18 protein-coding genes are annotated in these 20,875 nt (G+C 60.1%); 5 read left to right on the forward strand and 13 right to left on the reverse strand.

Annotation, left to right across the window (positions count from 1 at the left end; translation table 11 throughout):
* Positions 1 to 12: 12 nt before the first annotated feature.
* The 5 genes from ACJ8KE_RS22165 to greB all read right to left on the reverse strand — a co-directional run bounded on the left by ACJ8KE_RS22165 (position 13) and on the right by greB (position 6,434).
* The gene (locus ACJ8KE_RS22165; protein WP_016930385.1) at positions 13 to 252 is read right to left on the reverse strand and encodes a FeoC-like transcriptional regulator; all 240 of its coding nucleotides are present in this window, start codon (positions 250 to 252) and stop codon (positions 13 to 15) included.
* On the reverse strand, positions 252 to 2,567 hold the full coding sequence (feoB, locus tag ACJ8KE_RS22170) for a Fe(2+) transporter permease subunit FeoB (RefSeq protein ID WP_016930384.1): 2,316 nt from the start codon (positions 2,565 to 2,567) through the stop codon (positions 252 to 254). The genes ACJ8KE_RS22165 and feoB overlap by 1 nt, the downstream gene beginning before the upstream one ends.
* 71 nt (positions 2,568 to 2,638) lie before the next feature.
* Positions 2,639 to 2,863: a ferrous iron transporter A gene (gene feoA / locus ACJ8KE_RS22175; protein WP_028127609.1), complete on the reverse strand. Its 225-nt coding sequence runs from the start codon at positions 2,861 to 2,863 to the stop codon at positions 2,639 to 2,641.
* Positions 2,864 to 3,469: 606 nt separating this feature from the next.
* The gene (locus ACJ8KE_RS22180; RefSeq protein ID WP_033639208.1) at positions 3,470 to 5,803 is read right to left on the reverse strand and encodes a Tex family protein; all 2,334 of its coding nucleotides are present in this window, start codon (positions 5,801 to 5,803) and stop codon (positions 3,470 to 3,472) included.
* A gap of 157 nt (positions 5,804 to 5,960) precedes the next feature.
* The gene (gene greB / locus ACJ8KE_RS22185) at positions 5,961 to 6,434 is read right to left on the reverse strand and encodes a transcription elongation factor GreB (protein WP_016930381.1); all 474 of its coding nucleotides are present in this window, start codon (positions 6,432 to 6,434) and stop codon (positions 5,961 to 5,963) included.
* Positions 6,435 to 6,664: 230 nt separating this feature from the next.
* Between greB and cbpA the strand changes: the two genes are divergently transcribed.
* The 4 genes from cbpA (at position 6,665) to envZ (ending at position 10,282) form a co-directional block, all read left to right on the forward strand.
* Complete coding sequence (cbpA, locus tag ACJ8KE_RS22190; protein ID WP_016930380.1) at positions 6,665 to 7,627, forward strand: curved DNA-binding protein; 963 nt, start codon at positions 6,665 to 6,667, stop codon at positions 7,625 to 7,627.
* Between the two features lie 5 nt (positions 7,628 to 7,632).
* The gene (locus tag ACJ8KE_RS22195) at positions 7,633 to 7,929 is read left to right on the forward strand and encodes a chaperone modulator CbpM (protein ID WP_442517372.1); all 297 of its coding nucleotides are present in this window, start codon (positions 7,633 to 7,635) and stop codon (positions 7,927 to 7,929) included.
* A gap of 266 nt (positions 7,930 to 8,195) precedes the next feature.
* A complete protein-coding gene (ompR, locus tag ACJ8KE_RS22200) occupies positions 8,196 to 8,915 on the forward strand; it encodes an osmolarity response regulator transcription factor OmpR (protein ID WP_004709363.1) in 720 nt (239 codons plus the stop codon).
* A complete protein-coding gene (gene envZ / locus ACJ8KE_RS22205) occupies positions 8,912 to 10,282 on the forward strand; it encodes a two-component system sensor histidine kinase EnvZ (RefSeq protein ID WP_015379311.1) in 1,371 nt (456 codons plus the stop codon). The genes ompR and envZ overlap by 4 nt, the downstream gene beginning before the upstream one ends.
* 33 nt (positions 10,283 to 10,315) lie before the next feature.
* Here the strand turns inward: envZ and ACJ8KE_RS22210 are convergent, their stop codons facing one another.
* The 7 genes from ACJ8KE_RS22210 to ACJ8KE_RS22240 form a co-directional block, all read right to left on the reverse strand.
* Positions 10,316 to 10,795 (reverse strand): type II toxin-antitoxin system VapC family toxin, encoded by a 480-nt coding sequence (locus ACJ8KE_RS22210; RefSeq protein ID WP_240293757.1) that lies wholly within the window; start codon positions 10,793 to 10,795, stop codon positions 10,316 to 10,318.
* Positions 10,792 to 11,055 (reverse strand): FitA-like ribbon-helix-helix domain-containing protein, encoded by a 264-nt coding sequence (locus ACJ8KE_RS22215; RefSeq protein ID WP_004930730.1) that lies wholly within the window; start codon positions 11,053 to 11,055, stop codon positions 10,792 to 10,794. Before ACJ8KE_RS22215 ends, ACJ8KE_RS22210 begins: the two co-directional genes overlap by 4 nt.
* Before the next feature lie 126 nt (positions 11,056 to 11,181).
* Positions 11,182 to 12,801, reverse strand: coding sequence for a phosphoenolpyruvate carboxykinase (ATP) (gene pckA, locus ACJ8KE_RS22220; protein WP_015379308.1), 1,620 nt, complete (start codon positions 12,799 to 12,801; stop codon positions 11,182 to 11,184).
* A 194-nt stretch (positions 12,802 to 12,995) separates the two neighbouring features.
* Entirely contained in the window at positions 12,996 to 13,874 is an 879-nt protein-coding gene (gene hslO / locus ACJ8KE_RS22225; RefSeq protein WP_015379307.1) for an Hsp33 family molecular chaperone HslO, read from the reverse strand.
* A gap of 25 nt (positions 13,875 to 13,899) precedes the next feature.
* On the reverse strand, positions 13,900 to 14,307 hold the full coding sequence (gene hslR, locus ACJ8KE_RS22230) for a ribosome-associated heat shock protein Hsp15 (protein ID WP_016930377.1): 408 nt from the start codon (positions 14,305 to 14,307) through the stop codon (positions 13,900 to 13,902).
* Entirely contained in the window at positions 14,304 to 14,984 is a 681-nt protein-coding gene (gene yrfG, locus ACJ8KE_RS22235) for a GMP/IMP nucleotidase (protein ID WP_016930376.1), read from the reverse strand. Before yrfG ends, hslR begins: the two co-directional genes overlap by 4 nt.
* A gap of 97 nt (positions 14,985 to 15,081) precedes the next feature.
* Positions 15,082 to 17,217, reverse strand: a complete 2,136-nt coding sequence (locus ACJ8KE_RS22240) for an intracellular growth attenuator family protein (RefSeq protein ID WP_028127610.1) — start codon at positions 17,215 to 17,217, stop codon at positions 15,082 to 15,084.
* A gap of 445 nt (positions 17,218 to 17,662) precedes the next feature.
* On the opposite strand from ACJ8KE_RS22240, the gene nudE reads away from it, so the two are divergent.
* Positions 17,663 to 18,217 carry an ADP compounds hydrolase NudE gene (nudE, locus tag ACJ8KE_RS22245; protein WP_015379304.1) on the forward strand — a complete coding sequence of 185 codons (555 nt, stop codon included), beginning with the start codon at positions 17,663 to 17,665 and terminating at the stop codon, positions 18,215 to 18,217.
* A 51-nt stretch (positions 18,218 to 18,268) separates the two neighbouring features.
* On the opposite strand, the gene mrcA is transcribed toward nudE, so the two are convergent.
* Positions 18,269 to 20,827 (reverse strand): peptidoglycan glycosyltransferase/peptidoglycan DD-transpeptidase MrcA, encoded by a 2,559-nt coding sequence (gene mrcA, locus ACJ8KE_RS22250; protein ID WP_031300057.1) that lies wholly within the window; start codon positions 20,825 to 20,827, stop codon positions 18,269 to 18,271.
* Positions 20,828 to 20,875 lie beyond the last annotated feature (48 nt).

Genomic DNA, 20,875 nt, shown 5'->3' on the forward strand with positions numbered 1-20,875 from the left:
CGCCCCTGATCGTTAGGCCTTCAGCCGGTAGAACACCGTGCTGCATCCCTGGCCCTGCGGGCAGCTTTTGCAGCCGCCGCTCAGACAGGCGCCGCCATCCTGTTCGATACGTTCCACTTTCCCCATTGCCGTCAAACGATCCAGCATCGCCTGCACCAGCGGCAACGGCGTCGCCAGTGATTGGCTGAGCTGCTGCGCCTGGGCGCTGCCGCGCAGCGCCAGCGCATCGCGCACCTGCAGCAGCCCGGCCATCAGTGACAGCTCCCTTTGGCGCTCTGGCAACAGGCCGCCGGCGTGGCGTTGCCCAGGCGCACCGTGACGCGGCTGCGCGCCCGGCGCAGGCCGAACAGCACCAGCAGATTCACCAGCACCACTGCCAGGATCGCCGTCAGGCTGTACTGCGGGTGTTGGTTGAAGGTCGCCGCCTGATAGAACAGCGTCGCCAGCGAGTAGGCCACGTTCAGCCCCCACAGGATAGAGAAGGTCATCCAGCCGCGGCTCGATTCGCGGGCGATGGCGCCCATCACCGAAACGCAAGGCACATACAGCAGCACGAAGATCAGGTAGCTGTAGGCGGAGATGCCGGAGCCGAATTTGCTGCTCATCACGCCCATCGAACCGACGCCCATCTCACCGTCGCCCTTGCTGGCTTCGATCGGGTTGGACAGCACGCTCAGGCTGAAGGTGTTTTTCAGGCCGTCCCAGGTTTCCTGCAGTGCGCCGCCCAGTTCATCGAGCAGGTTGAAGTTGGCGGCGTCGAACGCCTCTTTGTTGATGTGCTCGGCGGTATACAGCGTATTCAGCGTGCCGACCACCACTTCTTTCGCCATCGCGCCGGTCACCAGCCCAACGGTGGCCTGCCAGTTATCGCTGTGGACGCCCATCGGCTGCAGAAGAGGTGTCAGTACCTTGGAGACCGAGGCCAGCGCGGAGTCGTTGATGTTGTCGACCGTTTTGCCGCTGAACGAGAAGCTGTTCAGGCCGCCGATGAATATGCTGGCCACCACGATCACCTTGCCGGCACGCAACACGAAGCCTTTCAACCGCTGCCAGGTTTGCAGCAGCAGGCTTTTCAGGTGCGGCACGTGGTAAACCGGCAGCTCCATGACGAACGGCGAGGCTTCGCCGCGCATGAGGGTATATTTGAGTACCAGGCCGGTCAGGATCGCCACCGCGATGCCGAGCATGTACAGCGAGAACACCACCCCAGCGCCGTCCTGGCCGAAGAAGGCGGCGGCGAACACCGCGAAGATCGCCAGACGGGCGCCGCAGGACATGAACGGCGCCATCATGATGGTGATCAGGCGTTCGCGCTGGGCGTCCAGCGTACGGGCGCCCATGATGGACGGCACGTTGCAACCGAAGCCGACGATCAGCGGCACGAAGGATTTGCCCGGCAGCCCGAGCGCCTGCATCAGGCGATCCATCACGAACGCCGCGCGCGCCATGTAGCCGGAGTCTTCCAGGAACGACAGGAACAGGTACATCATGCCGATCTGCGGCACCAGCGGCAGCACGGTGTTGATGCCGCCGCCGACGCCCTGCGCCAGGAATACGGTCAGCCAGTCGGGGAAGTGCAGGGTGTAGCCGAGCCACTGAATGCCCTGAATGAAGATCGCCGCCGAGCCGATATCGAAGATCGGCTGCAGCGCGCCGCCGATATTGATCGCCAGCAGGAACATCAGGTACATCACCAACAGAAAGATCGGCACGCCCAGCCAGCGGTTGAGGATCACTTTATCCAGCATATCGGTCAGGCGGTTGGGCATCGCCTGCTGCGAGTTGCTGACCGCGTCGCACAGGGTGGCGATGGACTGGTAGCGCGCGTCGGCGATCACCAGCGCCGGGTCTTCTTGCTGCTGCTGTTGCAACGCCTGAATGGCCGCAGGCAGCAGCGCGACGGCGGGGCCGGCCAGCCGGTGGCTGTAGATGTCGCCCTCCAGCATCTGCAATGCCAGCCAGCGGCGTTGCACCGCCGGCAGCGTTTGCGGCATGGCGTCGCTCAGCGTGGCGACCGCTTTCAGCAGCAACGGCGGGTAGTTCACCAGCGCCTGCTGTTCGTTGATGCGATGATTGTCGATCATCTGTTTCAGCACGCCGATGCCGTCGGCGCGGGTGGAGATCATCGGTACTACCGGGCAGCCGAGGCGCGCCGACAGCGCGGCGACGTCGATATCGATATGCTGGCTTTTGGCGATGTCGAGCATGTTCAGCGCCACGATGCAGGGGATGCCCAGCTCCAGCAATTGCAGCGTCAGGTAGAGGTTGCGCTCCAGGTTGGAGGCGTCGACCACGTTGATCAGCAGATCGGCGTCGCCGCTCAAAATGTAGTGGCAGGCGATCTGCTCATCGAGCGAGGTTTGCTCCGAGATGGTGGTGAGGGAGTAGGTGCCGGGCAAATCGACCAGCCGCACGTCGGACTGCGGGGTGGTGAAATGGCCTTCTTTGCGTTCGACCGTCACGCCTGCCCAGTTGCCGACCCGTTGGCGTGCGCCGGTAAGCTGGTTGAACAGCGTGGTTTTGCCGGAGTTCGGGTTACCGATTAAGCCGATGGTGAGTTTTTTCATAGTTCAGCGTGTCGTCTTCAAGGAGAACAGCGCCGGCGCAAGGGCGCGTCGGCAAATGGAGGCGTGCCGGTTCAGGGCTGGCCGTCGAGCTGCAGCAGCGCCAGATCCTTCCTGCGCAGCACCAGGCTGACGCGGCGGGTTTTAATTTCTATCGGATCGCCCAGCGGCGCGACGCGCACCACGTCGAACGAAGAGCCGGGCAGCATGCCGAGCGATAACAGTTTCTGGCGGTAGGCCGGCGCAATTTCACCGGAAAAGCCGATAATCTTATATGTGTGTTTAGGTTGAAGCTGCATGTGATTCACCTTCCGGGTGCCGATGAACATCGGGCTGATGATAATTGGACGTTGCCGGCGAAAATGCCACGCCGTCGGCGGTATTCATCCATAAGGTCATGCAATAAAGTGAGCGCAAATAATAGTAATTATCATTATCGCGTTCAATACAAAAAGTAGGGGTATTGTAACCAATTATTATGGCGTCGACAGTTTTTGATGGCGTTGTCTTGATTAACGACGTTTTACCACCGCTTGCGATGGGGAACAAATGAGAATGGCGAGTTAAATCAGTTGCGTATTTGTAGCCAAGTTTTCTCGTTTGCAAATATCGAGGGTTTTTTCCCTTTATTTATTTCCGCTGAAAAGCAATGCGATAACATTATTCCGCCGTAATGCGAGCGGTAACCATTTGTGTTTCTCTCACAATTGGCGAGATGAAAAATGCGTGTTAACAAAGTTGTTAATAAATGGCTGCAGAAGGCATTTTTGCTGGCTGAATAATGAGAGGGTGATCACGCAGGAACAGGAAATAAAAAGATGACGGTTTATTGAGACGGGTCAAGAAATGCCGCAAGTTTTATTCATCAGAAAGGGCGGAGCAGGCTCCGCCCTGTTGGCTCTGACTTAGCGTTTCTTGCCGAATGCCGCCGCCAGCGCGTCGCCCATGGCGCTGTTGCCGGCCGGCGCCGCGTTGCGCGGTTTGGCCTTGTTGCCGCCCGCCGAACGGTTGGCGGTGTCGCGCGACTGTGCCGGCGCGTTGCCGCCGCGGCGCGGCGAGCCTTCACCCGGTTGCTCATCCAGGCGCATGCTCAGCGCGATGCGTTTACGCTGCAGATCGACTTCCATCACCTTCACTTTGACGATGTCGCCGGCCTTCACCACGGTGTGCGGATCTTCGACGAATTTGTCCGCCAGCGAGGAGATGTGCACCAGGCCGTCCTGATGCACGCCGATATCCACGAAGGCGCCGAAGTTGGTGACGTTGGTCACCGAGCCTTCCAGGATCATGCCCGGCTGCAGATCGTTGAGGGTTTCCACACCTTCGGCGAAGGTGGCGGTTTTGAACTCCGGACGCGGATCGCGGCCCGGCTTCTCCAGCTCTTTCAGAATGTCGGTGACCGTCGGCACGCCGAACTTGTCGTCGGTGAAATCAACCGCTTTCAGGCTGCGCACCGCGGAGGCGTTGCCCATCAGATCCTGCAGCGCCTGCTCGGTGGCGGCCAGGATGCGTTGCACCACCGGATAGGCTTCCGGGTGAACGGTGGAGGCATCCAGCGGGTTGTCGCCGTGGTTGATGCGCAGGAAGCCGGCGCACTGTTCGAACGCTTTCGGCCCCAGGCGGCTGACCTTCAGCAGCTGTTCACGGTTGCTGAAGCGGCCGTTCTCGTCGCGCCAGTTGACGATGTTCTGCGCCATCATGCGCGTCAGGCCGGCCACGCGGGTCAGCAACGGCACCGACGCGGTGTTCAGATCGACGCCGACGGCGTTCACGCAGTCTTCCACCACCGAATCCAACTTCTTCGCCAGCTGGCTCTGACTGACGTCGTGCTGATACTGGCCGACGCCGATGGATTTCGGGTCGATCTTCACCAGCTCCGCCAGCGGATCCTGCAGGCGGCGAGCGATGGACACCGCGCCGCGCAGCGATACGTCGAGATCCGGGAACTCCTGCGCCGCCAGTTCGGACGCGGAGTACACCGATGCGCCCGCTTCGCTGACGATCACTTTCTGCGCCCGGACGTCGCTGAACTGCTTTTGCAGGTCGAGATAGAAACGCTCGGTTTCACGCGACGCGGTGCCGTTGCCGATGGCCACCAGCTCTACATTGTGTTTGATGCACAGCGCCGCGACGATGGCGGCGGCTTTGGCCGCTTGCCCGGTGTGCGGGTAGACGGTGTCGGTGGCGACCAGCTTGCCGGTTGCGTCGACCACGGCGACTTTCACTCCGGTGCGCAGGCCCGGATCGAGGCCCATGGTGGCGCGCATGCCGGCCGGCGCAGCCATCAGCAGATCATGCATGTTGCGGGCGAAGACGTTGATCGCTTCATCTTCCGCGCGCTCGCGCACCGTGCCCATCAGCTCGGTTTCCAGGTGCAGCAACACCTTGATGCGCCAGGTCCAGTTGACCACCGCCTTGCGCCAGGCGTCGGCCGGAGCGTTGTTCAGGCGCAGATTGAGGTGATTGATGATGATCAGCTCCGCCTGGCTTTCGCGCGGCGCTTCTTCAAACTGCGGATCGGCGTTCAGCGCCAGCTGCAGCACGCCTTCGTTGCGGCCGCGGAACATCGCCAGCGCGCGGTGCGAAGGCACCTGGGAAATCGGTTCGTGGTGATCGAAATAGTCGCGGAACTTGGCGCCTTCGTCTTCCTTGCCCTCGACCACTTTGGACACCAGATGGGCGTTTTTCCACAGGTAGTCGCGCACCTTGGCCAGCAGCGCGGCGTCTTCGGCGAAGCGCTCCATCAGGATATAGCGCGCGCCGTCGAGGGCGGCTTTCACGTCCGCCACGCCCTTGTCGGCGTCGACGTAGCGTTCGGCCAGTTGTTCCGGCTGCTGTTGCGGATCCTGCCACAGCGTGTCCGCCAGCGGTTCCAGGCCGGCTTCGATGGCGATCTGGCCGCGGGTGCGGCGCTTCGGTTTGTACGGCAGGTAGAGGTCTTCGAGTTCGGTCTTGCTCAGAGTGGCGTTGATCGCCCCCGCCAGTTGTTCAGTCAGTTTGCCCTGTTCATCGATCGACTTCAGGATGGTCTGGCGACGATCTTCCAGTTCACGCAGATAACCCAGGCGGGTTTCCAGCTGGCGCAGTTGGGTGTCGTCCAGGCCCCCGGTGACTTCCTTACGATAGCGTGCAATAAAGGGCACGGTATTACCTTCATCCAGCAGACGGATGGCGGAGTCGACTTGCTCCGGCCGGGCCTGCAGTTCTGTTGCAATAATGCGGCTCAGTGGGTCATTCATAGGTCTGGTATCTGTATTGAGAACGGTGAATAAACAGGGGACAGTTATACGGATTGATCGGGGAAAATGCCAGTGGAGCGGGCCGCCGCCGCGCGGCCGCGGCGTGGAGAACAGCTCAGGCGGCGGCGTTGGCGGCGGTTCGGAAAAAGCTGAAAGCTTACTTCGGGTAGTCTATCTCGTTCACGTACCACTGCGCCTCGCCCAGCGGCGTATTGACGGTGGCGACGTCCCCGACCTCTTTTTTCAGCAGGGCGCGCGCCATAGGCGCGTCGATGGAGATGTAATCCTTGCGGCCGAAGATCTCGTCGTAACCGACGATGCGAAAGCGTTTGATTTCGCCGTCTTCGTTCTCCACCTCTACCCAGGCGCCGAAGAACACTTTGCCTTCCTGCTGCGGGGAGTAATCGACGATCTTCAACTGCTCCAGGCATTTGGTCAGATAGCGGACGCGGCGATCGATCTCGCGCAGCCGCTTCTTGTTGTACTGGTAATCGGCGTTTTCGCTTCTGTCGCCCAGGCTGGCGGCCCAGGTCACTTTCTTGGTCACCTCGGGGCGTTCTTCGCGCCAGAGGTAATCCAGCTCTTGTTTGAGCTTGTCATACCCTTCACGGGTTATCAGTTGAGTTCTCATCGTGATTTATCTTTATGGGGTCACCGCCACAGTGTACGTGAATGCGGGGGGCTTTAGAAATGGCGCGCGGGCCTGCGCGTTGTCGCACGGTTTTTATTCAGTTTGCGCAGCTTTTAACAATCGGGAGTATGCTTAGCGATAGCGGAAAAGGAATGCGACGAAAGGAGGATATCTGGCGAGAGAGACAAGGAATTTTGGCGCACAACCCAACACATTGAAGGTATTACCGCATGGAATTTAAAGATTACTACGCCACGATGGGCGTTGAGCCCAACGCCGATCTGAAAACCATCAAAACGGCCTACCGTCGGCTGGCGCGTAAATATCACCCTGACGTGAGCACTGAAGACGACGCCGAAAGCAAGTTCAAGGAAGTGGCCGAAGCCTATGAGGTGCTGAAGGACGAGGAGCGCCGCGCCGAGTACGATCAGATCCGGCTGCACCGCAACGATCCGAACTTTGGCCGCCAGGCGCGCGGCGATCACGGCGGCTATCAGCAGAGCGCTTCATGGCACGGCGGCGGCGCCGACGCGCAAGACTTCTCCGATTTCTTCGAAAGCATGTTCGGCGGGCGGGCGGCGGGCGGGCATCGCTCCGCTTCGCACTCGCACGGCGGGCATGGCTTCCGCGGCCAGGATCTCGAAATGGAGGTGCCGCTGTTCCTCGAGGAAACGCTACATGGCCAAAGCCGCGAGATCTCCTACACGCTGCCGGTGTACGACGAGCTGGGGCGGCAGGTGAGCGAAGCCAGCAAAACGCTGAACGTGAAAATCCCGGCCGGCGTGGGCGACGGCGAGCGCATTCGCCTCAAGGGGCAGGGCGTTGCCGGCGTGGGCGGCGGCCAGAACGGCGACCTGTATCTGGTCATCCGCCTCGCGCCGCATCCGCTGTTCGAAATTGATGGCCACAATCTGAGCATCGTGGCGCCGCTCGCCCCGTGGGAAGCGGCGCTCGGCGCCAGCATCGAGGTGCCGACGCTGACCGGCAAAATCGCGTTGACCGTGCCGGCCGGCAGCCAGAGCGGCAAACGGCTGCGGGTCAAGGGCAAAGGGCTGGCGGGCAAGAAAGAGCCCGGCGATCTGTATGTCATTCTCAAGGTGGTGATGCCGCCGAAGCCGAACGAGAAGGCCAGCGCCCTGTGGCGAGAGCTGGCTGAGCAGGCGGCGTTCAACCCGCGTGCGGAATGGGAGTAAAGCACATGATGAAGAAAGAGATCACATTCACCGTGGTGGAACTGTGTCAGCGAGTGGAGATTTCAGAGGACGAATTGGTCGAGATCGTCGGCCTGGGCGTGATCGTGCCGCTGGAGCCGGCGCAGCCGCGCTGGGAGTTCGATTACCCGGCGCTGAGCCATCTGCAGCGCGCGCGCAGGCTGCGTGCCGAGCTGGATCTGGATTGGCCGGGGATCGCCATGGCGCTGACGTTGCTCGATCGGGTTGATGCGCTGCAGCAAGAGAACCGGCAGTTGCGCCGGCAGCTGGCGCGTTTCCTGTAGACTTCCTGACCCGACGGCTAAACGCCACCGGTCGGTTCGCCGGTGGCGAAATTGTGCAAAATTGGGCCGTCGCCCCACATTGCGCCGATAAAGGGCGAAATTTTAACGAACCCCCGTCGACATTCACTGAAAATTGTTGATAAATGGGGAAAAGAATAAGCTTTGTAACAATTTCGTCTAGAATACATACCATTAAACGCTGTCTCAAATGGCAAGGTTTTCTAACAATATTCGAGTCAGGCAATAAAGCCTTTGGGAGTAATACCATGCAAGAGAATCATAAGATCCTGGTTGTCGATGATGACATGCGCCTGCGCGCGCTTTTAGAACGTTATTTAACCGAGCAGGGCTTCCAGGTTCGCAGCGTTGCCAACGCTGAGCAAATGGATCGCTTGCTGACTCGTGAATCCTTCCATTTGATGGTGCTCGATCTGATGTTGCCGGGCGAAGACGGCCTGTCCATCTGCCGCCGCCTGCGCAGCCAGAGCAACCCGATGCCGATCATTATGGTCACCGCCAAAGGCGAAGAGGTCGATCGCATCGTGGGGCTGGAAATCGGCGCCGACGACTACATTCCTAAACCGTTCAACCCGCGTGAGCTGTTGGCTCGTATCCGCGCGGTGTTGCGCCGCCAGGCGAACGAACTGCCGGGCGCGCCTTCGCAGGAAGAGGCGGTGATCGCGTTCGGCAAATTCAAACTGAACCTCGGCACCCGCGAAATGTTCCGCGAAGACGAACCGATGCCGTTGACCAGCGGCGAGTTCGCGGTACTGAAGGCGCTGGTCAGCCACCCGCGTGAACCGCTGTCGCGCGATAAGCTGATGAACCTGGCGCGTGGCCGCGAATACAGCGCCATGGAGCGTTCCATTGACGTGCAGATCTCTCGCCTGCGCCGCATGGTTGAAGAAGATCCGGCGCATCCGCGTTATATCCAGACCGTGTGGGGTCTCGGCTACGTCTTCGTACCGGACGGCAGCAAGGCATGAGGCGATTGCGCTTTTCACCGCGTAGCTCGTTTGCCCGAACCCTGTTGTTGATCGTCACCTTGCTGTTCGTCAGCCTGGTGACGACCTATCTGGTGGTGCTGAACTTCGCCATCCTGCCCAGCCTGCAGCAGTTCAACAAGGTGTTGGCCTACGAAGTGCGTATGCTGATGACCGATCGGCTGCAGCTGGAAGACGGCACGCTGCTGGAAGTGCCGCCGGCATTCCGCCGTGAGATCTACCGCGAACTGGGCATCTCTCTCTACACGAATTCGGCGGCGGAGGAGAGCGGCCTGCGCTGGGCGCAGCACTACCAGTTCCTCAGCCAGCAGATGGCGCAACAGCTCGGCGGGCCGACCGATGTGCGGGTGGAGGTGAACAAGAACTCCCCGGTGGTGTGGCTGAAAACCTGGCTGCAGCCCGATATCTGGGTGCGCGTGCCGCTGACGGAAATCCACCAGGGCGACTTCTCGCCGCTGTTCCGCTATACGCTGGCGATCATGCTGCTCGCGATCGGCGGCGCCTGGCTGTTTATCCGCATTCAAAACCGCCCGTTGGTGGAGCTGGAACATGCGGCGCTGCAGGTGGGCAAGGGCATCATTCCGCCGCCGCTGCGCGAGTATGGCGCTTCCGAAGTGCGGTCAGTGACTCGCGCATTCAATCAGATGGCGTCGGGCGTCAAGCAGCTGGCGGACGATCGCACCTTGCTGATGGCCGGGGTCAGCCATGACCTGCGCACGCCGTTGACGCGCATTCGGCTGGCGACGGAGATGATGAGCGCCGAAGACGGTTATCTGGCCGAGTCGATCAATAAAGACATCGAAGAGTGCAATGCCATCATCGAGCAGTTCATCGATTATCTGCGCACCGGGCAGGAGATGCCGACCGAAAGCAGCGATCTGAACGCCATTTTAGGCGAAGTGGTCGCGGCGGAAAGCGGCTATGAGCGGGTAATTGAAACCGCGCTGTCGCCGGGCGAGCTGATGATGAATGTGCATCCGCTGTCGATTAAGCGGGCGGCGGTGAACATGGTGGTGAACGCGGCGCGTTACGGCAACGGTTGGATCAAGGTCAGCAGCGGTCGCGAGCTGCAGCGCGGCTGGTTCCAGGTGGAAGATGACGGCCCGGGCATCAAGCCGGAAGAATTGAAACACCTGCTGCAGCCGTTCGTACGCGGTGACAGCGCGCGCAGCACCAGCGGCACCGGTCTGGGGCTGGCGATCGTGCAGCGTATTATCGACGCGCATGACGGCGAACTGGATATCGGCACCAGCGAGCGCGGTGGGCTGTTGATCCGCGCGTATATTCCGTTGCCGATGGAGAAAAAAGAGTCGACCAACGGCCATCAAACGGCCAGGGAAAACGCCTGACACTCTGGTGTGGGCCGCGCCGCTGCGGCCCTGTCAGGACTTTCTGCTCATCACGTAGTATTCCGCCGCATCTTCATGCAACCGACGGCCGGTCGGCGCCTGCCACGGATCGATTAACTCGATGCCGCAGTGGAGGAAGCCTTTGGTATTGCGGGTGGCCAGGGCGGCGCCGTAATGCAGGCAGGTGGCGGCGATTTGGGTATCCGGCACGCTCATCGCTTTACCCAGCAGCCGATTCCTTGCCGTCAATTCCGCGTATTGCATCGCGCACAGCCCATCAAACGGCAATATCTGCCCCTCGAACTTCAATTCAATGGCGTCCGCCAATTTCAGCTTGAGATCCCGCTGGCGCTTGCCGTCAGGCATGCAGGCGACGCTGCTAAACAGTTCGGCGAGGACAATGGCGCTGAGATAGAGCTCGTCATTGTCCTTTTCATTTAACCAGTTAATGACGTTGTAGTACGGGCTGGGACGCAGCGTTTCTGAAATGACGTTGGTGTCGATAATGATCATGCGTTGTCATCTTCATCATCAAAGGTGACGATGCGTGGCGGCACGGCGTCACGCGGTGGGATCTCCAGCTCAACGCCGCCGAATTCGGCGAAGTGCTGATGCATCCAGGTACCCAATCCATAGCGCGGCGGCTTTTTCACCAGCGCCTGTTTCAGGATCATGCGCGCTTCCTCTTCCATGGAATGGCCGTTTTTCGCCGCTGAGATACGCAGCAGCTCTTTGATTTCGTCGTCCAGATTTCTGACGGTGATAGTAGCCATTGAAACCTCCTTTGCTATCAATGATTGCATTGACTTATTTTCTCGTCTTGCCGGTTAAAAAGCAATCAATTGAAATAAAAAAAGGCGCGGGATCCGCGCCTTAGCTGAAGAGGTAACGTTACCGAATTACAGCTTCGGGCCGGCGCTAACCAGCGCCGCGCCCGCAGGCGTGTCGGTGTATTTGTCGAAGTTAGTGATGAAGCGCTCGGCCAGATCCTGCGCTTTTTCCTGCCACTGCTCGAGGCTGGCGTAGGTGTTGCGCGGATCGAGGATTTCCGGGTTCACGCCCGGCAGCGCGGTCGGCATCGCCAGATCGAAGATAGGCAGAGTGACGGTTTCCGCCTTGTCGATTTCACCGCTCAGGATGGCGTCGATGATGCCGCGCGTATCTTTGATCGAGATGCGTTTGCCGGTGCCGTTCCAGCCGGTGTTGACCAGGTAAGCCTGGGCGCCGGCGGCCTGCATGCGTTTCACCAGCACTTCGGCGTACTGCGTCGGGTGCAGCGACAGGAACGCGGCGCCGAAGCAGGCGGAGAAGGTTGGCGTCGGTTCGGTTACGCCACGCTCGGTGCCGGCCAGTTTGGCGGTGAAGCCGGACAGGAAGTGGTACTGAGTCTGGTTGGCGGTCAGGCGCGATACCGGCGGCAGCACGCCGAAAGCGTCGGCGGTCAGGAAGATCACCTTGGTGGCGTGACCCGCCTTGGACACCGGCTTGACGATGTTCTGGATATGATAGATCGGGTAAGAAACGCGGGTATTCTCGGTTTTCGAACCGTCGTTGAAGTCGATGCTGCCGTCGGCCAGCACGGTGACGTTTTCCAGCAGCGCATCGCGTTTGATGGCGTGGTAGATGTCCGGTTCGGCTTCTTCAGACAGCTTGATGGTCTTGGCGTAGCAGCCGCCTTCGAAGTTGAACACGCCGTCGTCGTCCCAGCCGTGCTCGTCATCGCCGATCAGCTGACGCTTAGGATCGGTGGAGAGGGTGGTCTTGCCGGTACCGGACAGGCCGAAGAACACCGCCACGTCGCCTTTCTCGCCCACGTTGGCCGAGCAGTGCATCGAGGCGATGCCTTTCAGCGGCAGCAGGTAGTTCATCATCGAGAACATGCCTTTCTTCATTTCGCCGCCGTACCAGGTGCCGCCGATCAGCTGCATGCGCTCGGTCAGGTTGAAGGCGACGAAGTTCTCCGAGTTCAGGCCTTGCTGCTGCCAGTTCGGGTTGGTGCACTTGGCGCCGTTCATCACCACGAAGTCCGGCTCGAAGTCAGCCAGCTCTTCGTCGCTCGGGCGGATAAACATGTTTTTCACGAAGTGCGCCTGCCAGGCCACCTCGGTGATGAAGCGCACTTTCAGGCGCGAGTCGGCGTTGGCGCCGCAGAAGGTATCCACCACGAACAGGCGTTTGCCGGACAGTTGTTCGGTGACCAGGTGTTTCAGATCGGCCCACACTTCCGGGCTGAGGGGTTTGTTGTCGTTTTTGCCTTTGCCCTGATCGGCCCACCACACGGTATCGCGGGTGATGTCGTCGCGGACGATGTATTTGTCTTTCGGCGAGCGGCCGGTGAAGATGCCGGTATCGACGGAGACGGCACCCAGCTTGGTGACTACCCCACGCTCAAAACCTTCCAGAGATGGGTCTGTTTCTTCCTTAAACAGCAGTTCATAGCTCGGGTTGTGAACGATTTCGCTAACGTCGTGAATGCCGTAAGCGGCCAGATCCTGAGGGGTTATACCTTTAACGCGCATGTTACTACTCCTTGGTCACAGAATTTCTGGCGGCAATTGTAGGGATCTAACGGTGCGTAACCGCGATGGGTATCAAATATTTAACGTTTTAGGCGGTATTTCGTTACGATCTGAGAGATAGCACACGGAAAAAAGCAAACGTGCAAACGGCGGGCGTTGGCGGGCGCCGGGCGCGCCCGCCGAAAGGGTGTAACTTAGTGCAACTGGTCGCTTTCGCCGGTGTTACCCGCATACAACGCGGCAACATCAACCGGGTCAAAGACATAGTGGCTGCCACAGTAGTCGCAGTGCATGTCGATGTTGCCGTCCTGCTCCAGCATGTCCGCCACTTCGTCGGTCGGCAGGGTCAGCAGCGCGTCGGCGCAACGCTGGCGAGAACAGGTGCAGCGGAACTGCACGTCCTGCGGTTCGTACAAGGTGACCTCTTCCTGGTGGTACAGGCGGTACAACACTTCGTTGGCCGGCAGGCCGAACAGCTCTTCGCTTTTGACCGTGTTGGTCAGTTGCACCAGATGATCGAAATCATCGAGGTTGCCGTCCTGCGCCGGCAGCACCTGCAGCAGCATACCGGCCGCCGCGGCGTTGCCTTCCGCTTCGCCGGTGCGAATGAACAGGCGGGTTGGCAGCTGCTCGGACTGGCGGAAGTAGGCTTCCAGGCATTCGGCCAGGGTTTCACCTTCCAGGCCGACGACGCCCTGATAGCGCTCGCCTTCCGTCGGGGAAATGGTGATGACCATGACGCCGTTGCCGATCATCTGATGCAAGGTGCTGTCGTCGGCGATAGGCGCCTGGGTGCGCGCAACGCCGCGCATCTCCTGGCGGTTGTTGCCGTTGATCACCGCCAGCTTCAGCGGGCCGTCGCCTTGCAGCTGAACGGTGATGTCGCCGTCGAACTTCAGGGTCGCGGTCAGCAGACTGGTGGCGACCAGCAGTTCACCCAGCAGCTTTTGCACCGGCGCCGGGTAGTCGTGGTTATTCAGGATCTGCTGATAGGTTTCGCTGACGGTAACCAGCTCGCCGCGCACCGCGTAGTTTTCAAACAGGTAACGGTGCAATTGGTCATGGTTGGACATAATCTTCTCTCATTGCGGTGAGGGCTTATTCCGGCTCACCAAATTTAAATTTCATCAGGTCGCGTCGCTCCTTTTTGTCCGGACGACGGTCCGGATGCGGCATGGTCAACGCGTTCATCTTGCGCGCCAGCGCCATTTTTTCGCGGTTGGCGATGCTGGCTTCGGTTTCCTGATACATTTGCTGCGCCTCGCCGGCGCCGCGGCGTTGGCTGGTCAGCGCCAGCACGATCACCGTACGTTCTTCGTTGCCCTGCCGCAGCTTGAGCTCGGCGTTAAGTTCGACAATCTTGCTCGGCTTGCCACGCTGGCCGTTGTAATGCACCTTGCCGCCGTCGATCATTTCGCGCGCCAGCGCGCGGGTCTTGTAGAAGCGTGCGGCCCACAGCCATTTATCCAGCCGGACTGCGTCGTCGCGCGTCGCTTTGTCCTTCATGCTTCCCCCTTGGCCAGCGCCGGTATCAACAGGCGATAGTCGCGCATCGACGGATGGCGCTGGAAGCTTTTCTCCGCCGTGCTGGAGTCCGGGTTTTGCACGCCCAGGCAGTAACGAATGCCGAAAGTGCGCGCCGCGTCGAGGATCGGCTCGCCGTCGTCGACAAACAGCGTGCGCTGCGGGTTGAACCCGGTGTGCTGTTGCACCGCCTGCCACAGACGCTGATCTTCTTTCGGATAACCAAATGTGTGGGTGGAAAACAATAAATCAAGGTGCCGATCCAGACCGGTATGCTCGATTTTCACCGCCAGGCTGTGCGGATGGGCGTTGGTCAGCAAAATGGTTTGCAGGCCGGCGCCGCGCAGCGCCCGTAAAAACGGCTCGGTATCCTCGCGCAGCCGGGCGCGGCTGCCCACTTCGCTGGTCATGCGGTAGATATCCAGATCCAACCGCTCGCTCCAGTAATCGAAGCAATACCAATTCATGGTGTGCTGCACCGCCTGATATTCCCGCTCAATGATATGACGGGCTTCGTCAAACGGAATGGCGCGCCTTTCGCTCAGCGCTTGCGGCACCAGGCTGAGCCAGAAGTGACTGTCGAATTCCAGGTCCAGCAAGGTGCCGTCCATATCCAGCAGCACGGTATCGATCTGCGGCCAATCAAATTCGGGAACCATAAAAACTCCACGGGCGGACCGACGGGCGGTCCGCAGATGAGAATAATAGCGTTAGCGTAGCATAAGCAGATGACAGGGCGGAGGCCCGGCGTCAGGTTCAGGCCATCGGCCGCATCGACATCGGATTGATCTGCGGATTGAAGCAGCTGTCGTAGTACCGCTGGATATCGGCGACGCGGTGCTGATTGATGCGCCGACGCTGCACCAGCCGCCAGGCGTTATAGCCCAGGCTGACGACCACCGCCAGCAACAGCAGGCTGGTGCCGAGGTAGCGCCACAGGGTGATCATGTCCGGTTCGCTGTGCAGCGCCACGTGGCGGGTGCCGTTGGCATCGACGCTGAGGCTGGTGATTACCCCTTGCGCCTGGAACGGGGTATGCAGCAGCAGAGTGGAAAGGCGCTGCAGCTCATTCCACTGGTCGAGGGCGTTGTATTCGCTCTGCGGCGCTGAGGATTGCGGATGGCTGACCAGCTGGCGGCCTTCATCGCTGCGGATCAGGAAACCGCCCGGCGGCGGGCTGTTGAGCGCCGCGGCGGCCAGGCGCGTTTCATTGAAGATGAACGACGACGTGGCCACTTTGGTCAGGCTTTCCAGCGACTCTGCGCTTACCGGGCGCAGCAGGACGTTGACGCCTTGCAGCGCGCCGGATCTGGCGCGTTTCACCAGGCCACTCCAGTTTTTGGCGTTGCCCAGGTTGACCAAGGCGTTTTTTAACCGCACGCAGTCGTTTTCTGCCTGGCACAAATCCTGTGTTTTCAGAACGATATCAGAGAAGTCATCCAACAGGATCATGCCGGATTTCTCGATGGCGCTGGCCAGCTGCGGGTTGACCTTCTGATCGGCGCCGCTCGGATGCAGCTGGCTGTTGACCGTGGCCAGCAGGGCCGTCGCTTTGTCTATGACTTCCGATTCCGGCTGCGGCAGCGGGGCGGCGTTGTTCCAATAGATGCCGGAGCAGTCGAACGGCGCAAAATTGACGGTGCCGCCGCCGTTGGCCGGCGGCGGCACATAGCACATGCCGCTGCCGCGCACTTTCAGCGTGTCGCCGATGCGCAGCGGCGTGGCTTCCAGGGCTTGTACGCTGGTCACTTCCACTTTTTGCGCACCCTGCAGCCAGGCCATGCTGAGGGTCAGCGGCAGGTTGAGCGGAATATAGATCAGCAGCAACAGCAGTACCAGCGCCGAGCTGGCGACCAGCACCGCGTTGCGGCCCCACTGCTGCAGCGGGAAATTCTTCACTTCGTCATGCAGCGAGAGGAAGCGCCCCTGGCGCACTACCTGCCGATTGAGGTAGACGTCCACATCGGTGGTCTTGCCCAGATCCTGCGTCAGGTACGGCTGCCAATGCGGCGGGTAGATAAGATCGATGATGCCGAGCGAAATGTTGCTGATCTGCCCCTGATCGGACTCGCCGAACAGGCCCCAGCGCTTCGGCGTGCCGCGCAGGCAGTGGATCTCTTTCAGCTCACGCGACGCCGGACGGCGGAACAGGTTCCAGCATCCCCAGGCGATCATCAGCACCGCCACAAAAATCATCCAGGGGATAACCAGCACCGGGCTTATCAGGCTGAAGAACAGCAGCAGCAGCGCGGCGGAGATGATGACGGCTTCACGGATGCCGTTCGGCCGGTTCAGCGCATGCTCTTCCGGCGTTTCCTTGCGAATATTGACCAGCTCGACATGCTCGCTCTCTTCCTTGCGGATGGAGGCGTTTTTGGTCGGCGTGGCGGCCACCACCGGCGGCTGCGGCCGATCGTGAATATGATCTTTCAGCGAGTGCCCGTTGAGCGAAATCACCAGCGGCAGCGTCTGGGTTCTGATCACTTCCACATGGTTGTCGGCGGTGATATAGGGTTCCCAAAACGGCGGCAGATGTACCTCTTCCGCGTCGAGGTAATAGCGCCATTTATTGGGATCGTCGCTGGCCAGCCCGTAGCGGGTAATGGCGTGCGTGACCGGATATACGTTATCGCTTTGCGGTGTGAGCGCCAGCTTGGCCGCGGGCAGCGTAGCGCCGCCGCCGGGCAACAGTTTGTTGCTCAGCTTGTTTTGCTGATTGAGATAGAACTCGACCGCGGCGCGCTCTTCGTCGGTCAGCTTGCGGTGGGCAGGCTTGATAAACGGCAATGCGTGCGCCAGCGCCGACGGGTTGCGGGCCTTGAACCACAGGTACAGGCCGGCGGCAATCAGGCAGACAAGCACTAAGGCCAATATCAACACTATTGTGCTCATGCAATCCCCATCTCACACCCGTGAATTTCGCCAACCTGATGAAAAGCTGAATATTATACGGAGTAAACCGCCAGGAGGCACCCAGAACTAATGAGGGAACAAACAGATTCTCGCTCTGGATCTCATTCCTTCATGACGCAAGGCCATTTTATCACTGATTCTTGCCTGCGTGATACTAGCAACCGGTCTCTGCCGTCGATATCGGTATTATCCTATTTTCTTGCGCGCTGTTTGCTGAATCAGTACGGAAAATCGCCGGCCGCTGGCTACGCTTGTTAAAAGAAAGTAAATTACTGTTCATGCGCGTTGCGGCGGAGCTTGCCCTTAACGCACAATGTGATCAGGATCGAATTTGGTCAGCGTTTGAGCGCCAACGAGCCGTGCGTTACGCCAATCATTTTTTCGGTTGCCCCGTCCGCGCCTGGGTAACCTCTTTGAGGCAATCATGGATAAACACCTGCAAAAACCTAAAATTCTGAAAGTGGAAACGGTCGCGCGTTCGCGTTTGTTTAACGTCGAGTCGGTCGATTTGGAATTCAGCAACGGTGTTCGGCGGGTGTATGAACGCATGCGGCCTTCGGATCGCGAAGCGGTGATGATCGTGCCGGTGATTGGCGATGACCTGCTGCTGATCCGCGAATATGCGGTCGGCACCGAATCCTATGAGCTGGGGTTCCCGAAAGGGCTGATCGATCCCGGTGAAGGGGTGCTGGAGGCGGCCAACCGCGAGCTGATGGAAGAGGTGGGGTACGGCGCGAAACGCTTTGATTTTCTCAGTAAGCTGACGATGGCGCCGTCCTACTTTTCCAGCAAAATGAATATCGTGCTGGCGCACGATCTCTATCCGCAGAGCCTGGAGGGGGATGAGCCGGAGCCCTTGCCGCAGGTGCGCTGGCCGATCGCCAACATGATGGCGCTGCTGGCGGAACCGGATTTCCGTGAGGCGCGCAACGTCAGCGCGCTGTTCCTTTCCGAGGCATTTTTGCGCGCGTCGCGCTGATACGCTTCACGCCGAATAAAAAAAGGGCCAGATTTCTCTGGCCCTTTTCGATCAGAACAGCTCGTGGCTTTCACCGCCCGGATCGGTCAACGTGGTGCCGGTATCGCGCGATGGGTAGTCCGTCGGCTGCGTTCCTTCGATGAAGTACTCGGAACGGCTGCCGCCGCCACCGCCAGAGAGCTTGCCGCTGCTCTTGTCGATGGTGACGCTGATGATGCCCGGCGGCGGCGTGACTTTCTGCTCTGGGATGCCTTCCAGCGCGGTTTTCATAAAGTCGTCCCACGCCGGCTGGGCGCTCTTGGCACCGCCTTCACCGCCGGAAATCTGATCCGGGATGGCGCCGGATACCGTCGAACGGCCCAGGTCGCGGCGGTGATCGTCGAAACCGATCCACACCGAGGTCACGGTATCCGGGCCATAGCCTGAGAACCAGGCGTCCTTGGAACTGTTGGTGGTACCGGTTTTGCCGCCGATATCATGACGTTTCAGATCGCGGCCGGCGCGCCAGGCGGTACCCATCCAACCCGGTTCGCCGAAGATGTTGCTGTTCAGCGCGTCGTGGATCAGGAAGGCCAGCTGTGTGCTGATGACGTGCGGCGCATACTGTTGATCGCCGTCCTGCTGTACCTGAGCCGGGGTGACTTGCTCCAGCTGAGGCATCGGCACCGTGCTGTTGTTGCCTTCCTGCGAGGTGGCGACGTTTTCGATGTTGTCGTCGGACAGCACCGCCGAACGGTGGGTGTCGCCGTAGATCACCGGCAGGTTACAGCTGCCGCACACCACTTTCGGTTTGGCTTCGAACACCGTATTGCCGTTATCGTCTTCAATTTTGGTGATGAAGTACGGGTCGACCAGATAACCGCCGTTCGCCAGCACCGCGTAGCCGCGCACCAGCTGCATCGGGGTGAAGGAGGCGGACCCCAGCGCCAGCGATTCGGTATGCACGATATTCTGCGCCGGGAAGCCGAAGCGCTGCAGATATTCCGCCGCGTAGTCGACGCCCATCGCGCGCATCGCACGCACCATCACCACGTTCTTCGACTGCCCCAGCCCCTGTCGCAGGCGAATCGGGCCGTCGTAGGTCGGCGGCGAGTTCTTCGGCCGCCAGTCGGTGCCGGCGCCGGCATCCCAACGGGTAATCGGCAAGTCATTCAGAATGGTGGCCAGCGTCAGGCCTTTATCCATCGCGGCGGTGTACAGGAACGGTTTGATGTTCGAGCCCACCTGACGCAGAGCCTGCGTGACGCGGTTGAACTTGCTCTGATTGAAGTCGAAGCCGCCAACCAGCGCTTTCACCGCGCCGTCGTTCGGGTTGATAGAGACCAGCGCCGAGTTGACGTCCGGCACCTGCGACAGCCACCAGGCTTCGTTCACTTTACGCACCCACACTTGCTGGCCGGCCTGCACTACGTCGGTGACGCGTTTCGGCGTTGGGCCTTGCTGAGTGTCCGAACGGTATGGGCGTGCCCAGCGCATGGTCGCCATCGGCAGGGCAATACTGCTGCCGTCGGCCAGCATCGCCGTCGCTTCCTGCGGGTTGGCGGCGGTGATCACCGCCGGCGCCAGCGGGCCGTAGTTCGGCAGGTTTTTCAGCGAATCGACAATCTGTTTGCGATCCCAGGCCGCTTCGCCGACTTTCCACAACACGTTGGATGGGCCGCGGTAACCGTGGCGCATGTCATAGGCCAGCACGTTGTTGCGTACCGACTCCTGCGCCGCCAACTGCAGCCGTTTGGTGACGGTGGTGTAAACCTTGTAACCGTCGGTATAGGCGTTTTCACCGTAACGCTTGATCATCTCCTGACGCACCATCTCGGAGAGATACGGCGCGGAGAAGCTGATTTCCGGCGCATGGTAATTGGCGACCAGATCTTCGGAGCGCGCCTGATCGTACTGCGCCTGCGTGATGTAGTGTTCGTCCAGCATGCGCGACAGCACCACGTTGCGGCGGGCAACGGCGCGATCGTGCGAATAGAGCGGGTTGAAGGTGGACGGCGCTTTCGGCAGACCGGCGATGGTCGCCATTTCGCTCAGGGTCAGCTGGCTGACGTCTTTGCCGAAATAGACCTGCGCGGCGGCGCCTACGCCGTAGGCGCGGTAACCCAGATAGATCTTGTTCAGATACAGCTCAAGGATTTCATCCTTGGTGAGCATCTGCTCGATGCGCACCGCCAGGAAGGCTTCCTTGATTTTACGCATCAGGGTGCGTTCCGGGCTTAAGAAGAAGTTACGCGCCAGCTGTTGGGTGATGGTACTGGCCCCCTGCGAAGCGTGTCCGGAGACCAACGCGATGGAGGCGGCGCGGAAGATGCCGACCGGATCGACGCCATGGTGATCATAGAAGCGGCTGTCTTCGGTGGCGATGAATGCGTGCACCATCACCGGTGGAATTTGATCCAGTTTCAGCGGAATGCGGCGCTTCTCGCCGTATTGGGCGATCAGTTCGCCATCGGCGCTGTAGACCTGCATCGGTATCTGCAGCCGCACATCTTTCAGCGTTGCGACGTCGGGCAGCTGCGGCTCGACATATTTGTACAAGCCGAAAATCGAGGCTGCTCCCAGCACGATGCAACATACTGCAAGGATTAGTAAATACTTTACGAACTTCACCTGAGATTTCCCATTTCTAAGTCATTTGGGCAGTTTATAAACAACCGC

It is taken from the genome of Serratia sp. CY56464 (genome assembly GCF_052168435.1).
Classification (GTDB): Bacteria; Pseudomonadota; Gammaproteobacteria; order Enterobacterales; family Enterobacteriaceae; genus Serratia; species Serratia marcescens.

What these genes read in the sequence shown, in the direction of transcription:
- ACJ8KE_RS22180 (WP_033639208.1), bottom strand. Translation starts at nt 5,803, where the DNA reads ATGAATGACCCACTGAGCCGCATTATTGCAACAGAACTGCAGGCCCGG.
- feoB (WP_016930384.1), bottom strand. Translation starts at nt 2,567, where the DNA reads ATGAAAAAACTCACCATCGGCTTAATCGGTAACCCGAACTCCGGCAAA.
- hslR (WP_016930377.1), bottom strand. Translation starts at nt 14,307, where the DNA reads ATGAAGGACAAAGCGACGCGCGACGACGCAGTCCGGCTGGATAAATGG.
- ACJ8KE_RS22215 (WP_004930730.1), bottom strand. Translation starts at nt 11,055, where the DNA reads ATGGCTACTATCACCGTCAGAAATCTGGACGACGAAATCAAAGAGCTG.
- ACJ8KE_RS22195 (WP_442517372.1), top strand. Translation starts at nt 7,633, where the DNA reads ATGATGAAGAAAGAGATCACATTCACCGTGGTGGAACTGTGTCAGCGA.
- ompR (WP_004709363.1), top strand. Translation starts at nt 8,196, where the DNA reads ATGCAAGAGAATCATAAGATCCTGGTTGTCGATGATGACATGCGCCTG.
- ACJ8KE_RS22210 (WP_240293757.1), bottom strand. Translation starts at nt 10,795, where the DNA reads ATGATCATTATCGACACCAACGTCATTTCAGAAACGCTGCGTCCCAGC.
- envZ (WP_015379311.1), top strand. Translation starts at nt 8,912, where the DNA reads ATGAGGCGATTGCGCTTTTCACCGCGTAGCTCGTTTGCCCGAACCCTG.
- nudE (WP_015379304.1), top strand. Translation starts at nt 17,663, where the DNA reads ATGGATAAACACCTGCAAAAACCTAAAATTCTGAAAGTGGAAACGGTC.
- hslO (WP_015379307.1), bottom strand. Translation starts at nt 13,874, where the DNA reads ATGTCCAACCATGACCAATTGCACCGTTACCTGTTTGAAAACTACGCG.
- ACJ8KE_RS22165 (WP_016930385.1), bottom strand. Translation starts at nt 252, where the DNA reads ATGGCCGGGCTGCTGCAGGTGCGCGATGCGCTGGCGCTGCGCGGCAGC.
- ACJ8KE_RS22240 (WP_028127610.1), bottom strand. Translation starts at nt 17,217, where the DNA reads ATGAGCACAATAGTGTTGATATTGGCCTTAGTGCTTGTCTGCCTGATT.
- greB (WP_016930381.1), bottom strand. Translation starts at nt 6,434, where the DNA reads ATGAGAACTCAACTGATAACCCGTGAAGGGTATGACAAGCTCAAACAA.
- yrfG (WP_016930376.1), bottom strand. Translation starts at nt 14,984, where the DNA reads ATGGTTCCCGAATTTGATTGGCCGCAGATCGATACCGTGCTGCTGGAT.
- cbpA (WP_016930380.1), top strand. Translation starts at nt 6,665, where the DNA reads ATGGAATTTAAAGATTACTACGCCACGATGGGCGTTGAGCCCAACGCC.
- pckA (WP_015379308.1), bottom strand. Translation starts at nt 12,801, where the DNA reads ATGCGCGTTAAAGGTATAACCCCTCAGGATCTGGCCGCTTACGGCATT.
- feoA (WP_028127609.1), bottom strand. Translation starts at nt 2,863, where the DNA reads ATGCAGCTTCAACCTAAACACACATATAAGATTATCGGCTTTTCCGGT.